The sequence below is a fragment of the Thauera aromatica K172 genome (assembly GCF_003030465.1).
Classification (GTDB): domain Bacteria; phylum Pseudomonadota; class Gammaproteobacteria; order Burkholderiales; family Rhodocyclaceae; genus Thauera; species Thauera aromatica.
The window spans coordinates 3,343,393-3,358,478 of the sequence record NZ_CP028339.1 but is presented as its reverse complement, the minus strand read 5'-3'; the positions used below and the strand labels follow the sequence as shown (position 1 = coordinate 3,358,478).

The window sequence follows — 15,086 nt, the reverse complement described above, 5'->3', positions numbered from 1 at the left end:
GGGCGCCCGCCGCCCCGCGCCGCCGTCCTTTCCTTCCCGCACCGATTTCCGGAAACGCCCATGTCCCGCCCGCTCAAGCTCCTGTTCATTCTCGATCCGCTCGACGGCCTGAAGGCCTACAAGGACTCTAGCGTCGCCATGATGCGTGCCGCCGCCCGCCGCGGCCACGCCGTGTGGGCGCTGCAGCGCGCCGGGCTCGCCTGGCGCGAAGGCGTGGTCGCCGGCACCGCCTGCGTGCCGCTGAGCCTGGCCGACGAGGATCACGACTGGTACCGCGCCGGCGCGGCCGAAGCGCGACCGCTGGCCGCGTTCGACGCCGTGCTGATGCGCCAGGACCCGCCCTTCGATTTCGAATACGTCACCGCCACCTGGCTGCTCGAGCGCGCGGTGCAGGCCGGTGTGCGCGTGTTCAACGACCCGCGCGCGGTGCGCGACCACTCCGAAAAGATCGCGATCACCGAATTCCCCCAGTTCACCGCGACCACCCTGGTGGCGCGCGACCCGGCCGACATCCACGCCTTCATCGACGAGCTCGGCGACGTCATCCTGAAGCCGCTCGACGGCATGGGCGGCAGCCAGATCTTCCGCGTGCGCGCCGACGACCCCAACCGCAACGTCATCGTCGAGACGCTCGCCCACGACGGCACGCGCACGATCATGGCGCAGCGCTACCTGGCGCAGATCGTCGACGGCGACAAGCGCGTGCTGATCATCGGCGGCGAAGTCGTGCCCTATGCGCTCGCGCGCATCCCGAAGGCGGGCGAGACGCGCGGCAACCTCGCCGCCGGCGGGCGCGGCGTGGCAATGGCGCTGACCGCACGCGAGCGCGAGATCGCCGAATTCCTCGCCCCGATCCTGTGGGCGCGCGGCCTGCTGATCGTCGGCCTCGACGTGATCGGCGGCCACCTCACCGAGATCAACGTCACCAGCCCCACCTGCATGGTCGAGATCGCCGCGCAGCAGGGCTTCGACGTCGCCGCGCGGGTTATCGACGTGCTGGAGCAGGCATGCGGCTGAGCACGGTGGCGAGGGCGCGGCGGGAGCTTGCGGAGGCGGGACGGTGAGGGTTTCCCGCCGTTCCGGCGGCGCCCTGTTCCGGCTGCTGGCACTGCTCGTGGCCGCGCTCGCGCTCGGCGCCTGTTCGCGGCCGCAGGTGTTCCACCATGAAGCCTTCGTTTTCGGCACCCGCGTCGATGTTGCCGTCTACGGCGCCGACCAGGCCCAGGCCGACGCCGCGGCCGCAGTGGTGCTGCGCGAGTTCGACCGCCTCCACCGCGCCTATCACGCCTGGGAGCCGTCCGGGCTGACCGCGCTCAACGAGGCGATCGCGCGCGGCGAGCCGGCCACCGTGTCCGATGAACTCGCCGCGATGCTCGGCGATGCCCAGCGCATCGCCGCCACCGGCGACGAGCTGTTCAACCCCGCGCTCGGCGCCCTGGTCGCGTTGTGGGGGTTTCACACCGACACCTTCGTGCCCCGGCGGCCCGATCCGGCGGCGCTGCAGGCGCTGCTCGCGGCCCGCCCGCAGATGGCCGACCTGGTCATCGACGGCAACCGGGTGGCAAGCCGCAACCGCGCGGTGCAGCTCGACCTCGGCGGCTACGCCAAGGGCTACGCGCTCGACCGCGCCGCGGCGATCCTGCGCGAACGAGGGGTGAACAATGCGCTGATCAACATCGGCGGCAACGTCATGGCGCTCGGCGACAAGGGCGGCCAGCCGTGGCGGATCGGCATCCAGCACCCGCGCGCGCCGGCGCCGCTCGCCACCCTGCCGCTGTACGACGGCGAAGCGGTCGGCACGTCGGGCGACTATCAGCGCTATTTCGAGCTCGACGGCGAACGCTACGCCCACCTCCTCGATCCGCGCAGCGGCCAGCCGGCGCACGGCACCCAGTCGTTGACCATCCTGGTCACGCCGCGTCCCGGCGCGGGTACGCTGTCGGACGCGCCGAGCAAGCCCGCCTACCTCGCCGGCGGCGCCTGGCGCGACTACCTGCGCCGCTACGGCATCGAGCACGGCCTGCGGGTGGGCGAGGACGGCCGCATCGAAGTGACCCGCGCGCTGCGCGCGCGGCTGCAGTTTCCCGCACCGCTCGAGGTGACGGTGATCGATTGAACGCAAGGAGGACCAGACCATGACCCCACAGACCGCCTGGCTGCTCGCCATTTCCGCCGTCATCGTCGCGGCCCTGATCGGCTTTTTTGTCGGCCGCCGCTTCGGCGCCGGGAAGGCGCGTATCGACGAGCTGGAAGCCGAGCTGGGCCGGCAGCAGGACGAAGTCGACCGCTACCGCGCGGAGGTCGCGGCGCATTTCGACCAGACCGCGACCCTGTTCGTGTCGATGGCGGACTCCTACAGGGCGCTCTCCGAACACCTCTCCGCCGGCTACGAAAAGCTGTCTTCGGCGCCGTCGCACGCGCCTTTCCCGCAGCGCATCGAGGCCTTGCAGGTGGTGGGCGAAGGCTCCGCTTCCGAGCCCGATGGCAGGCCCGGCGCCGATGAGCGGCGGGAGGGCGCGGCCGCATCGCGGGCGGCGGCCGCTGCCGCAGGGGCCGCCACGATCGCCGCCGGCGCGGCGATGGGCGGCGGGATCGGTGCCGAGGGCGAAGACGGCGGATACGAGGAAGACGGCGAAGGCGACGAAGGCGGCGAACGTGAGGAAGGCGGAGCCGCGCCCGCCCGGACCGTGGCCGGCGATGCCGGGATCGACGAGGAGCGCCGGGAGGAGGACGCCGCCGGCGTCGCCCTCGATCCGATCGCGGAAGAAGTCTCCGGCGAACGCGCCGGGCGTGGCGAAGAGGCGAAGTGAGCCCGATGCCCAAGCACGAACTCGACCGCCTGGCGATCGGCCTGATGGCGTTGCTGTGCACGATCTGGGGGCTGCAGCAGGTGGCGATCAAGCTCACCAGCGTCGGCATTTCGCCGGTGTGGCAGGCCGGCGTGCGCTCGCTCGGCGCCACGGCGATCGTGTTCGGCTGGGCGGCGCTGCGCGGTGTCAGGCTGTTCGGGCGCGACCGCACGCTGCTGCCGGGGCTGTTCGCCGGGCTGCTGTTCGCGGCCGAATTTGCACTGATCTTTCTCGGCCTGCAGCTCACCTCGGCTTCGCGCGGGGTGATCTTCCTGTACACCGCGCCCTTCTTCGTCGCTCTCGGCGCGGTCTGGCTGCTGCCGCACGAGCACATGCGCCGCGCCCAGTGGGCGGGAATGGCGATGGCGTTTTCCGGGGTCGTCGTGCTGTTCGCTGAGCACCTGTTCGTGCCGGCGGGCGATGCCTGGATGGGCGACCTGATGATCGTCGTCGCCGCGCTGCTGTGGGCGGCGACGACGCTGACGGTGAAGGCCAGCGCGCTGGCGCGGGCCTCGGTGGAGAAGACCTTGCTTTACCAGCTCGGCGTCTCGGCGCTGGCCCTGCCGCCGCTGTCGTACGCCCTCGGCGAACCCGGCGTGTTCGCGCCGACCCCGCTGGTGTGGGCGGGCCTGCTGTTCCAGACCGTGATCGTCGCCGGGGCGTCCTACCTCGCCTGGTTCTGGCTGGTGCGGGAGTACCCGGCGACGCGCCTGTCGTCGTTTTCCTTCCTGACCCCGGTGATGGGGGTGCTGGCCGGCGGCGTGTTCCTCGGCGAGCCGCTCACTCCGGCGGTGTTCGCTGCCCTGGCATTGGTCGGCACCGGGATCTGGGTGGCGAACCGGCCGGCCTGAGCCGCGCCGCTGTTCCCGGGCGGCGCGCGCCCGGGGCCGATGCTCTATAGTGGCGGCGTTCCTGTTGTGGAGCCGTGCCCATGTCCCGTCCGGTCGTCGAGTTCTGGTTCGAGTTCGCCAGCACCTATTCCTACCTGTCCGTGATGCGCATCGAAGCGGCGGCGCAGGCCGCCGGGGTGGACATCGAGTGGCGCCCCTTTCTGCTCGGCCCGGTGTTCATGGCGCTGGGCTGGAACGACTCGCCGTTCAACATCTATCCGCCCAAGGGACGCTACATGTGGCGCGATCTCGAGCGCCTCGCCGCAAAGCAGGGGCTGCCTTTCCACCACCCCAGCCGCTTTCCGCGCAACGGCCTGCTCGCCGCGCGGGTGGCGCTGCTCGGCGCCCATGAAGGCTGGGTGGGGCCGTTCGCGCGCGCGGTGATGAGCGCCAACTTCGCCGAAGACCGCGAGATCGGCGAGCCAGCGGTGATCGGGGCGATCCTCGACGGCCTCGGCCTGCCGGCCGCCGAGCTGCTCGCGCGCGCGCAGAGCGACGCCAATAAGCTCGCCCTGCGCTGCCAGACCGAGCGCGCCGCCGAGCTTGGCCTGTTCGGGGCGCCCAGCTTTCGGGTCGGCGACGAGTTGTTCTGGGGCAACGACCGGCTCGAGGATGCGCTGGCGTGGGCGCGGCAGGGGGGCGTGGCGCGCACCTGACGTCCGCGGCCTGGGTCCGGCGGCCGGGGTGGGCACGCCGCGCTTACGGGGCCGGCCTTACTTCCTGCCGGCCTGCTCTTCCTCGTACTTGCGCAGACGCTCGTCGTAGCGCGCGCGGTCGCGCTCGGCCTGGGCGGCGCGCTCGGCGGCAGCGTCCTCCGCCTGTCGCCGTTCGGCGGCGCGTTCGGCGTCACGCGCGGCGCGCGCGCGCTCCGTTTCGTCCTGCGCGGCGCGGCTGGCGGCTTCGCGTTCGGCGCGGATGCGCGCAGCGTCGGGGGCGGTCTCCGGGGGGGCGGAGTCGGAAGCGGAGGGCGCGGGGGCTTCCGCTGCCGGGGTTTCCGGTGTTGCTGGTAGCTGTGGCAGGTCCGGGGCTACGGGCAGGACCTGTGCCGGCGGGAGCTCGGCTGGCGGCGCGTCGATCGCGCGTGCGCGGGCGGCGTCGGCGGCGCGCTGGCGTTCGGCCAGATCGAGGCGGCGCGCTTCGGCTTCCAGTCCGCGCGCGCGGGTGATGGTGTCGAGGCGTTCCTTTTTGGCCAGGTCGATGCAGCGATTGACCAGGAAGCGCTCGTGGCAGGCCGCCTCCGCGGCGCGATAGGTGGCTTCGGCCTGGGCGCGCAAGGCCTTGCCTTCGGCTTCGAGTTCGGCGATGCGGGCGCTGTCGTCACCCGGCGGACGTGCTGTCGTCGGCTGGGCGCGGGCGGCGTCCGGCAGGGCGGCGACGCCCGCCAGCACGATCAGGAGGGCGAGCATCATCCCCCGGGCCTTGCCCGGCAGGGGCGGTGAACAGCGGGCCGCGCCGGCCTGTTCCGTGCGGCGGGCGGACGCTGGGCGGCCGCCGACAGGGAGGCAAGCGGGCGGAAGGGGCGGGGCGGGTTGGAGTCGGCGTGTGAGAGCTGGACATGCGCGCGGTTTCCGGGGGCGATACGGCTGGAGCGTAGTGGCTGGGGCGTAGAGTGACTGGGGCGTAGAATAGCGCCTTTACATGACTCCGCGGCCGCCCGGCCGCGTTTACGTTCGTGATCAGCCTTCGCAACCTGCGCCTCGCTCGTGGCGCCAAAATCCTGATCGAAGGCGCCAGCCTGCAGATCCACCCCGGCTGGAAGGTCGGCCTCACCGGTGCCAACGGCAGCGGCAAATCCAGCCTGTTCGCGCTGCTGCGCGACCAACTCCACCCCGATCAGGGCGACCTCGATCTGCCGCCCGGCTGGGTGATCGCCCATGTCGCCCAGGAAACGCCCGGCCTGGCGCAGGCGGCGATCGACTACGTGCTCGACGGCGATGCCGAGCTGCGCCGCATCGAGGCCGAGCTCGCCGCGGCGGAAGCCGCCCACGATGGCAGCCATATCGGTGAACTCCACGCCCGCCTGCACGAGATCGGCGGCTATTCGGCGCGTGCGCGCGCGGCGGCGCTGCTCGACGGTCTCGGCTTCCTGCAATCCGATATCGAGCGCCCGGTGGCGGACTTCTCCGGCGGCTGGCGGATGCGCCTGAACCTGGCGCAGGCGCTGATGTGCCGCTCCGACCTGCTGCTGCTCGACGAACCCACCAACCACCTCGACCTCGACGCGGTGATCTGGCTCGAAGCCTGGCTGCGCGACTACCGCGGCACCCTGCTGCTGATCTCGCACGACCGCGAGTTCCTCGACGCCTGCGTCAGCCACATCGCCCACATCGAGCAGCAGAAGCTCGCGCTCTACAGCGGCGGCTATTCCGACTTCGAGCGCCAGCGCGGCGAGCGCCTGCTGCAGCAGCAGGCGATGTTCGACAAGCAGCAGCGCGAGATCGCGCACATGGAGGACTACATCCGCCGCTTCCGCGCCAAGGCCACCAAGGCGCGCCAGGCGCAGAGCCGGATCAAGGCGCTCGAACGGATGGAGCGCATCGCCGCCGCGCACGTGGATACGCCCTTCAGCTTCGCCTTCCGCGACGCGCCGCCGGCGCCCGATCCGCTGCTCCAGATCGAGGACGGCGTCGTCGGCTACGGCGACAAGACGGTGCTCGAGCGCATCACCCTGACCCTGCGCCCGGGCGAGCGCGTTGGCCTGCTCGGGCGCAACGGCGCCGGCAAATCGACCCTGATCAAGCTCCTCGCCGACGAACTGCAGCTCGCCCGCGGCCGCCGCCTGGAAGGCAAGGGCCTGGCCACCGGCTACTTCGCCCAGCACCAGCTCGAAACCCTGCGCCCGGACGAGTCGGCGCTGCAGCACATGGTCCGCCTCGACCCGCAGACGCGCGAGCAGGAACTGCGCGACTACCTCGGCGGCTTCGACTTCCGCGGCGACGGTGTGGGTGGGACTTCGACGCCGGCGACCACGCCCTGCGGGCCGTTCTCGGGCGGCGAGAAGTCGCGCCTGGCGCTGGCGCTGCTGATCTGGCAGCGCCCCAACCTGCTGCTGCTCGACGAGCCGACCAACCACCTCGACCTCGAGATGCGCCACGCGCTGACGATGGCGCTGCAGGACTACGAAGGCGCGATGGTGCTGGTCTCCCACGACCGCGCCCTCTTGCGTGCGACCTGCGACCGCTTCCTGCTCGTCGACGGCGGCCGCATCCAGCCCTTCGACGGCGATCTCGACGACTACCGCGACTGGCTCGCCACCCGCCGCGCCGAAATCACCGCGGCGGCAGGCTGTCCCGACCAGGCGGCGGACAAGGCCGCGCGCAAGGCCGACCGCGCCCAGGCTGCCGCCGAGCGCCAGGCGCGCCTGGTGGCGCGCCGCCCGCTGGTGAAGGAGGTCGAGCAGATCGACAAACGCCTCGCGGCGTGGAACAAGGAGAAGGCCGAACTCGACGCGAAGCTCGCCGACCCCGCGCTATACACCGGCCCGCAGGCCAGTGAAGTCCCCGCGCTCCACAAGCGCCAGGCCGAACTCGCCGCCCGCATCGAGGACGCCGAGCTGCGCTGGCTCGAACTGCACGAGGCGCTGGAGGCGATTCCGGTGGAGTGAGGGCGGCAGCGGGTGACGGGAAACGGTTTTCTCCGGAGAGTGGCTTTACGCAGGACGGCATTGAGATCGATGATGAGAATCTGTCGCAAATAAGTGCCTGAACGCTGCTTCTCGACCCGCTTCCCGCTTCCTCATTTCCAGCCAGCCAGCGCGCCCATCGAGGGCCTCGCGCATGCCAGCCAGCAACTGCCCTGAGTACTGGTCTCATGCGAGCTCTTTCGCGGCCTTTTTCCTGTTCGAGCGCCCGCCCGACTGCTACCGGACCGTCGAGATGCTGATCGACGTGGAAGGGTATTCCTATGCCGAAGCCGCGGCACTGCTCTGCGTGCCGGTGGGCACGGTGCGTTCGCGCCTGAGCCGGGCGCGCTTCGCGCTGCAGCGTGCGCTGTGGCGGCAGGCCCGCAGCGCGGGCCTGGTGGCGGCACAGGGCATGCCGGGACGAAGGGCGGTGAGCGAGCCTGAGCGGATCGGGCGAGAGTCACCCCTGTACCATCGATAGGCCATGGGCTAACGTCGAGCGTTTCTCGAAGGACAGCCTTTCTCATTTCAGATCACGACCTCGGTCCGTCTGTTGGTAAGCACTGCCCGGAACGCCTTGAACGACACCTTGCACAAGGACAGGCATGACGACCGTCTCACCCCTTGAATACCCGAAACGCATCAAAACCAAGTTCATCGCACCCTACGCACTGGTGCTCCTGATCGTCCTCCATGTCTTCGTGGCTGCCTTCTACGCGGTCGAGATGCGCGTGCGCGACCGCGACCTGAGCGAGCGCTCCGCGGCGGTGTCGCAACTTTTCGAACAGAAGCTCGCCAAGGACACCAACCTGATGATGGCGACTACGCGCGCCCTGATGACCAACGCTGCGATGGAGTCGGCCTTCGAGCGCGGAGACCGTGAGGAGGTCGCCCGCCTGGGCGATGGCCTGTTCTCGACCCTGCAGGCCGAGCACCGCATCACCCATCTCTATCTCGTACGCCCCGACCTGGCGACCCTCTACCGCTTCCACAGCCCCGGGCAGTCGGGCGACAGGATCGAGCGGGCCACGATGCTGAAGGCGCACGACAGCCAGGGGCCGGTGCGCGGCCTCGACCTCGGCGTGATGGGAACACTGACCCTGCGCCTGGTGCTGCCCTGGAAGCGTGACGGCGTGGTGGTTGGCTACGTCGAGATCGGCAAGGAGATCGAGCACCTGATCGACGAAATCAGCCAGAGCCTGGGCGTCGACCTGCTCGTGCTCGTCGACAAGGCACAACTCTCGCGCAGCCAGTGGGAACAGGGGCAGGCGCTGATGAAGCGCACCGGCGACTGGGAGCGCTTCGACACCCGCGTGATCATTGCGAAGACGAGTGCGCACATCCCCCCAACGCTCGACCACACCAAGCTCGCCGCCTTGCTGGCGGGTGATACGACGGAGATCCAGGATCAAGGCCGCACGCTGCACCTTGCACCGGTTCCGTTCAGGGACACCGAGGGGCACGAGCTGGGTGAGCTGGTGGTGCTGCGCGACATCACCGCGCTGGAGGAGATGTTCCAGCTCTCGATTGGCGTCGCCATCGGCGTCAGCCTGCTCGTGGGGCTGGGCCTCCTCGCCGTGCTGTACGCCGCGCTCGACCGCGTCGAACGCGACTACCGCCGACAGCACGAGCTCGAACATCAGCTGCTGCGCCTGGACACCGAGCACCAGCGCATCCTGCAGCTTGAGAAACTGTCGGCACTGGGCACGATGGTCGGCAGCATTTCCCATCAGCTGAACAATCCGCTCGTCGGCGTCGTCAATCTGGCCCAACTCGCCGAGCGTGACGTGGACGCGCCGGCACATCTGCGCGAACTGCTTCACGACATCCGCGTCGCGGGCGAAGACTGCCGCGACTTCGTCAAGCGGATGCTGGCCTTCTCGCGGGTATCCGGCTTCGAGCGCAAGCCGACCGACATGGCGAGCCTGATCGAGGACACGGTGCTCCTGTTTCGCCAGGCCGTTAAAGAGCATCCAGCGGTGGAGATGGACCTGCCCACGACCCCGGTCAACCTTTCGGTCGATCCGGTACTGATCCGGCATGCGCTCTTCAACCTGTTCATGAACGCCAGCCAGCACTCGAGCGCGGACGGCCCCCCGATCACGATCTCGCTGACACCGCATACCGACGCCACGCGCGGCGTGCCGGGTTGGTCGCTCACCGTCACCGACCACGGCCGGGGCATGACGCCCGAGGTCCTGGCACAGATATTCGCACCCTTCTTCACCACGCGCACCGATGGAACCGGCCTTGGACTGCCGGTCGTGCAGCACGTCGCCCTGCTGCACGATGGCCAGGTCACCGCCAGCAGCAAGCCCGGCAGTGGCACGCGAATTGCGTTGTGGTTGCCTGACTCGCCTTCGAACGCTGCCTCAGCAGGCTGACATGCCCCCCAAGATACTTATCGTCGATGACGACCGGCACACCCGGGTCTTTCTCGAACGGCTCCTCGCCAAAACCGCCGAATTGAGTCTCGCCGTCGACGCGCGCGAGGCCCGACAGCGATTCGCGGCGACGGATTTCAACCTGGTGTTGATGGATCAGTGCCTGCCCGACGCCAACGGCATCGACCTGCTGCGCGAGCTGCGCCGGCAGCGCCCGCGCCTGGTCGCGATCCTGATGACCGGCTTTGCCGACGTACGCGACGCGGTCGCCGCGGTTCGTGAGGGCGTCTTCGACTATCAGACCAAGCCCTTCGAGGACATAGACGCCCTCGAGGCGGTCATCGGCAAGGCACTGGAGCTCGATCAGGCCTACAGGGACATCGACACCTTGCGTGCGCAGCTCAACACCGGAACTCACCTGCCGGTCATCGTCGGCCAGTCACCGGCGATGGCCTACGCTCAAGCTCAGCTGCAGCGCGTCGCCGGCATCGACATCACGGTGCTGCTCGAAGGCGAGAGCGGCACCGGCAAGGACCTCGCGGCGAAATTGATCCATGGTCTCAGCGCGCGTTCGGGACAGCCCTACCTCGAGGTCAACTGCGGCGGCCTGCCCGAGACGCTCCTCGAGAGCCTGCTGTTCGGCTTCGAGAAAGGCGCCTTCACCGGCGCCGGGCAGGCCACCGCCGGCTACTTTGAAAAGGCGCACGGCGGCACACTCTTCCTCGACGAAATCGCCGATATGAGCCCCAAACTGCAGAGCAGCCTGCTGCGCGTGCTGCAGGACAACTCCTACACGCGGATCGGCAGTGCTCAGACGCGAAAGGCGGACTTTCGCCTGGTCTGCGCCACGAACCGCCCGCTGCAGGCAGAGATCAAAGCGGGCCGCTTCCGCGAGGACCTGTACTACCGCATCGCAGTGGTGACCATCGTGATGCCGCCCCTGCGCGAACGTACCGGGGACATCCTGCCGCTGGCGATGCACTTTCTCGAGGCCTTCAACGCCAAGTTCGGACGCCACTGCGGGCCCTTCACCCCGGCGGCAGTCGAGGCGCTCGAACACCACCCGTGGGAAGGCAACGTCCGCCAGTTGCAGCATTGCATCGAGCGGACCGTCGCACTGCATGGCGATGGCCCGATCGACGACATTCATCTGTTTCCAGAAGGTTTCGACGCCCCGAGGGCCGGCCTCGAGCTCGGCCCCGGGCAGGCGGAGTCCTCCCAGGCTGCGCTGGGCTATCAGGACGCACGGGCGTCGTTCGAGCGCGACTACATGGTCCGCCTGCTCGAAGCGGCACACGGCAACGTTTCGGAAGCGGCCCGCCTGTCCGGCATCCCCCGACAGAATCTCTACGTACGCATGAAGCGCTGGGGGATTGTCACCGAACGGTGACGGCTGTCACTGAAAAATGACACCTCCAGGCCGATCGATCGCCCCAAACCGCCGTAGGCACGGCCCGAAACAGCGGCATGAATTTTGCATGACGCGAATCACCTGACAACAACCACGTAGGGGCCATTGTTATGAAAAAGACAGCAGTGTTTCTGGGCGTTTCCGTGATCGTCGCCGGCTGTGCCTCCATGGCGACTGGCCCGCAAGCCATCGACTGGAACAAGATTCCCGCGACCAAGGTCGCGCTGTTCTATCCCGGCCAGTCTTCCTACCAGTGGTTGCGCAGCGAGGCCCATGCGGGTGCAGCCAAGGAGACCGCGCGCGGCGATGCCTGCACCTCCTGCCACGACGATCCCAAGGAAGAGCAGCGTCAGGGCGCCAAGATCCTGCGCGGCGATCATCCGCTCGAACCGCATGCCGCAGTCCTGAAGGGCAAGAACGGCCACATCGACATGACGGTGCAGGCGGCCTACGACGACAAGAACGCCTACCTGCGCTTCCAGTACAAGACGAATAACCCGAACCACCCGGGCAACGACTATCCGGGCTACCGCTTCGACGGCAAGGAATGGAAAGCCTACGGCGGCATGCGCCTCAACAAGAACGTGCTGGCCGGCAAGACCGGGATCGTCTATGAGAACCGCGTGAACATCATGCTCGACGATGGCAAGGTGCCCGGTTTCGCCCAGCAGGGCTGCTGGCTGACCTGCCACAACGGCGAGCGCGACATGCAGAAGGAGCCGACAAAGGCGGAGGTCGAGGCGAATGCCCTGATGCAGGCGATCAAGAAATCCGACGTGCGCAAGTTCATTCCAGGCACCCGCACCAATCCGATGGACTGGTCGACGGGCAAGTCGCTCGAAGAGATAGCGAAGATGAAGGCCAATGGCGAGTTCCTCGAACTGATGCAGTGGCGTTCCCATCGCAGCGACAAGGTCGGCGGCGCGGATGATGGCTTCGTGCTTGAGTACCGCAACTTCGATGCGGGCAAGAATCACTTCAGCTCGAACATGGACGGCAAGACCAAGCTGCCGAAGTTCATGTTCGATCCGGCCAAGTTTGGTGACAAGGCGTTCGCCGCGAGCGACTACGGTGGCAAGAAGGAGCTGATCCTGATCCAGGGCGTCAATGCCGTGCCCTTCGATCCGAACGCAGGCTGGAAGGAAGGCGACATTCTGCCGCAGTACGTCCTGAGCGCCGCGGGTGCGACGGGCTCGGCCGCCGACAACAAAGCCATTTCCGAATGGAAGGATGGCGTGCAGACGGTGGTGTTCATCCGTCCGCTCGGCCTGACCAACGCGGATGACAAGGCGCTCAAGCCGGGCGGCGTCTACAACGTCGGGTTTGCCATCCACGACGACAACATGACCGGACGCGGTCATCACGTGTCTTACGCCAAGACGCTGGGCATCGGCACCAAGGCCGACATCACGGCCGTCAAACTGAACTGATTCCCACGCCGCCGGCCGTCCGCAGACGGCCGGTTCCTTACCGCATCAGGGGCAAAAAATGAATATCCGAACCCTTATCGTGTCCGCCGCCATCGGCAGCCTGTGTCTCTCCGCACCCGCCTTCGCCCAGGTGGATGCAGAAGAGGTCTTCAAGGACAACGACTGCCACAAGTGCCACCACGCCACAAAAGCGAAAAAGGGCCCTTCGCTCGAGAAGATCGCAGCGCGCTTCAAGACCGAGAACCTCGGCACCGACGAAGCCATCAAGCACATGACGAGTGGCGGCAAGGTCAGGCTGACGGACGGCACCGAGGAAGACCACAAGATCATCGACTCCAAGGACCCCACGGTCCTGAACGCCGTCGCCAAGTGGATGCTGGATCGCTGATCACCTGAAAAGAGCCAAAACACATCATGCTTAGCCCGGGACTCCGATGGCAGTTGCTGGCAGGCTTGGCCTGCCTTTTTTTCGGTGCGCTTGGCGGGGAGGCGCTTGCTGCAGACACCAACTCGCTCGACAACGCGAGTTGTCTCGGGTGTCACGAAAAATCCAGGCTGCCGATCGAACTCGCCGACGCGGATGGCGAGGCGCGGACGCTGCGCCCCGTCGACCCGCATCGCTTTGACGCGGGCGTACATGCCGGGCTGCAGTGCGTTGCCTGTCACACCGAGATCACCGACAGCCAGGCCAGGCACCAGAAGAAAGCGGGCGCCGAGCGCCCGACCTGCATCGGCTGCCACGAAACACTGTGGAAGGACGCGCAAGCCGGCGGGGCAACGGCACAGAAGCCCCGTCTCGGCGTCGTCGTTCAGAACATCGAAGCCTACAAGAACTCGTTCCATGCCCGCCCCAGCGAGGACGAGCCAGGGCGGCCGATGGCGGTCTGCGAGGACTGCCACACCAGTCATGACTTCAACGTGCCGGCCGACGTGTCGCAGCGGCGCAGCGACTGGCATGCGACGGTTCCCGAGACCTGCGGCGGCGCCTGCCACGAGGACCAGCTCGAGTCCTACGCCGAATCCGCACATGGCCAGAAGGTCCTCGACGAGGGCGACACGAAGGGCGCCGTGTGCACCGACTGTCACAGCGCGCATTCAGTCCTGAACACGTCGTCCGAAAAGTTCAAGCTCGCGGCCGTCAACACCTGCGGCGGCTGTCACGACGACAAGCTCGCGAGCTACGCGGACACCTATCACGGCCAGGTCAATCGCCTCGGCTACGCCTACACGGCAAAGTGCGCCGACTGCCACGGCAGCCACCGCATCCTCGGCGTGGACCACCTGAAATCGACGGTTCATCCGAACAACCGGATGAAGACCTGCATGCAGTGCCATAGCGACAAGAAGCCCGGCATGCGCGACGCGACACCCGGGTTTGCATCGTTTGCCCCGCACGCCACCACGAACGACTTCGCCAAGTACCCGCAGATGTACGTCGCGTCCAAGTTCATGATCGGCCTGCTGATATTCGTGTTCGCCTTCTTCTGGGCCCATTCCGGCCTGTGGTACTACCGTGAGTGGAAGGACCGGAAACAGGGCAAGACCATTCCGCATATCGATCTTGCCGCGCTGGGAATCGACCCGGGCAAGCACTTCCGCCGCTTCACGTGGGGCTGGCGCGTTGCGCACCTGCTGTTTGCGCTCGCCACGATGACGCTCGTGCTTACCGGCTCGACTGCGCTGTTCGCCGAGAGCCCGTGGGCGCCCAAGGTGGCGGACATGGTGGGCGGGCCGAAGATGCTCGCACTGGTTCACCGTGTTGCCGCATCGCTCTTCATCACCATCTTCCTGATCCACTTCATCTATGTGATGCAGAAACTGCTGCGCGACCGCAGCTTCCGCTGGTTCGGGCCGGACTCGCTGCTGCCCAACTGGAAGGACTTCGCCGACTGCTGGGGCATGTTCAAGTGGTTCGTCGGGAAGGGACCGCGCCCCGAGTTCGAGCGCTGGGCCTATTACGAGAAGTTCGACTACTGGGCGGTGTTCTGGGGTGTGAACGTGATCGGCTGGAGCGGCCTGATGCTGGCCTTCCCGCACGTGACCGCCACCTACCTGCCGGGCTGGGTGTTCAACGTGGCGACGCTGGTGCACGGTGAAGAAGCCTTCCTCGCCGCGGTCTTCCTCTTCACGGTGCACTTCTTCAACAACCACTTCAGGCCCGACAAGCTGCCGCCGCCGGACGTGGTGATGTTCACCGGCACGCAGTCGCTGGACGAGTTCCGCCACGATCACCCCGCGCACTTCAAACGCATGGTAGCCAGTGGCGAGATTCAGAAATACCTGATCGACCAGCCCTCACGTCCCTTCCACATCGGGTCCGTGGTGCTCGGGCTGGCCCTGATCGGTATCGGGCTCGGACTGCTTCTGTTGGTTGGAGTCGGGTTCTTCACCGGCTGATACTTGAGTCCTCCGTGCCGCGCACGCGATGCGCGGCACGGAGGACTTGGGAAAGCGTCCATGCAAAGGCCGGCTCCAGTCTTCCGGCAGGAAGCGCCGAACC

At 67.8% G+C, this 15,086-nt stretch carries 13 protein-coding genes; 12 read left to right on the top strand and 1 reads right to left on the bottom strand.

All coding sequences use genetic code 11. The features are described 5' to 3' along the window. Nucleotides 1–60: 60 nt before the first annotated feature. The 5 genes from gshB (at nucleotide 61) to Tharo_RS15775 (ending at nucleotide 4,395) form a co-directional block, all read left to right on the top strand. Nucleotides 61–1,017 carry a glutathione synthase gene (gene gshB / locus Tharo_RS15795; RefSeq protein ID WP_107222022.1) on the top strand — a complete coding sequence of 319 codons (957 nt, stop codon included), beginning with the start codon at nucleotides 61–63 and terminating at the stop codon, nucleotides 1,015–1,017. A gap of 73 nt (nucleotides 1,018–1,090) precedes the next feature. Next, nucleotides 1,091–2,116 carry an FAD:protein FMN transferase gene (locus tag Tharo_RS15790; RefSeq protein ID WP_107222477.1) on the top strand — a complete coding sequence of 342 codons (1,026 nt, stop codon included), beginning with the start codon at nucleotides 1,091–1,093 and terminating at the stop codon, nucleotides 2,114–2,116. A 19-nt stretch (nucleotides 2,117–2,135) separates the two neighbouring features. Continuing rightward, nucleotides 2,136–2,810, top strand: coding sequence for a Z-ring associated ZapG family protein (locus Tharo_RS15785; RefSeq protein WP_107222021.1), 675 nt, complete (start codon nucleotides 2,136–2,138; stop codon nucleotides 2,808–2,810). A gap of 5 nt (nucleotides 2,811–2,815) precedes the next feature. Beyond that, nucleotides 2,816–3,700 carry a DMT family transporter gene (locus Tharo_RS15780; RefSeq protein WP_107222020.1) on the top strand — a complete coding sequence of 295 codons (885 nt, stop codon included), beginning with the start codon at nucleotides 2,816–2,818 and terminating at the stop codon, nucleotides 3,698–3,700. An 80-nt stretch (nucleotides 3,701–3,780) separates the two neighbouring features. Next, nucleotides 3,781–4,395 (top strand): 2-hydroxychromene-2-carboxylate isomerase, encoded by a 615-nt coding sequence (locus Tharo_RS15775; RefSeq protein WP_107222019.1) that lies wholly within the window; start codon nucleotides 3,781–3,783, stop codon nucleotides 4,393–4,395. A 57-nt stretch (nucleotides 4,396–4,452) separates the two neighbouring features. On the opposite strand, the gene Tharo_RS15770 is transcribed toward Tharo_RS15775, so the two are convergent. Continuing rightward, nucleotides 4,453–5,148 carry a hypothetical protein gene (locus Tharo_RS15770; RefSeq protein ID WP_107222018.1) on the bottom strand — a complete coding sequence of 232 codons (696 nt, stop codon included), beginning with the start codon at nucleotides 5,146–5,148 and terminating at the stop codon, nucleotides 4,453–4,455. Nucleotides 5,149–5,411: 263 nt separating this feature from the next. On the opposite strand from Tharo_RS15770, the gene Tharo_RS15765 reads away from it, so the two are divergent. The 7 genes from Tharo_RS15765 (at nucleotide 5,412) to Tharo_RS15735 (ending at nucleotide 14,983) form a co-directional block, all read left to right on the top strand. Continuing rightward, nucleotides 5,412–7,343, top strand: a complete 1,932-nt coding sequence (locus tag Tharo_RS15765) for an ATP-binding cassette domain-containing protein (RefSeq protein ID WP_107222017.1) — start codon at nucleotides 5,412–5,414, stop codon at nucleotides 7,341–7,343. Nucleotides 7,344–7,515: 172 nt separating this feature from the next. After that, complete coding sequence (locus Tharo_RS15760; protein ID WP_107222016.1) at nucleotides 7,516–7,842, top strand: sigma factor-like helix-turn-helix DNA-binding protein; 327 nt, start codon at nucleotides 7,516–7,518, stop codon at nucleotides 7,840–7,842. Between the two features lie 124 nt (nucleotides 7,843–7,966). Further along, nucleotides 7,967–9,745, top strand: a complete 1,779-nt coding sequence (locus tag Tharo_RS15755; RefSeq protein ID WP_107222015.1) for an ATP-binding protein — start codon at nucleotides 7,967–7,969, stop codon at nucleotides 9,743–9,745. Nucleotide 9,746: 1 nt separating this feature from the next. After that, nucleotides 9,747–11,135: a sigma-54-dependent transcriptional regulator gene (locus tag Tharo_RS15750; RefSeq protein ID WP_107222014.1), complete on the top strand. Its 1,389-nt coding sequence runs from the start codon at nucleotides 9,747–9,749 to the stop codon at nucleotides 11,133–11,135. A 131-nt stretch (nucleotides 11,136–11,266) separates the two neighbouring features. Beyond that, the gene (locus Tharo_RS15745) at nucleotides 11,267–12,586 is read left to right on the top strand and encodes an ethylbenzene dehydrogenase-related protein (protein WP_107222013.1); all 1,320 of its coding nucleotides are present in this window, start codon (nucleotides 11,267–11,269) and stop codon (nucleotides 12,584–12,586) included. 58 nt (nucleotides 12,587–12,644) lie between these two features. Beyond that, the gene (locus tag Tharo_RS15740) at nucleotides 12,645–12,974 is read left to right on the top strand and encodes a c-type cytochrome (RefSeq protein WP_107222012.1); all 330 of its coding nucleotides are present in this window, start codon (nucleotides 12,645–12,647) and stop codon (nucleotides 12,972–12,974) included. Between the two features lie 65 nt (nucleotides 12,975–13,039). After that, nucleotides 13,040–14,983: a cytochrome b/b6 domain-containing protein gene (locus tag Tharo_RS15735; protein WP_245880933.1), complete on the top strand. Its 1,944-nt coding sequence runs from the start codon at nucleotides 13,040–13,042 to the stop codon at nucleotides 14,981–14,983. The last annotated feature ends 103 nt before the right edge of the window (nucleotides 14,984–15,086 follow it).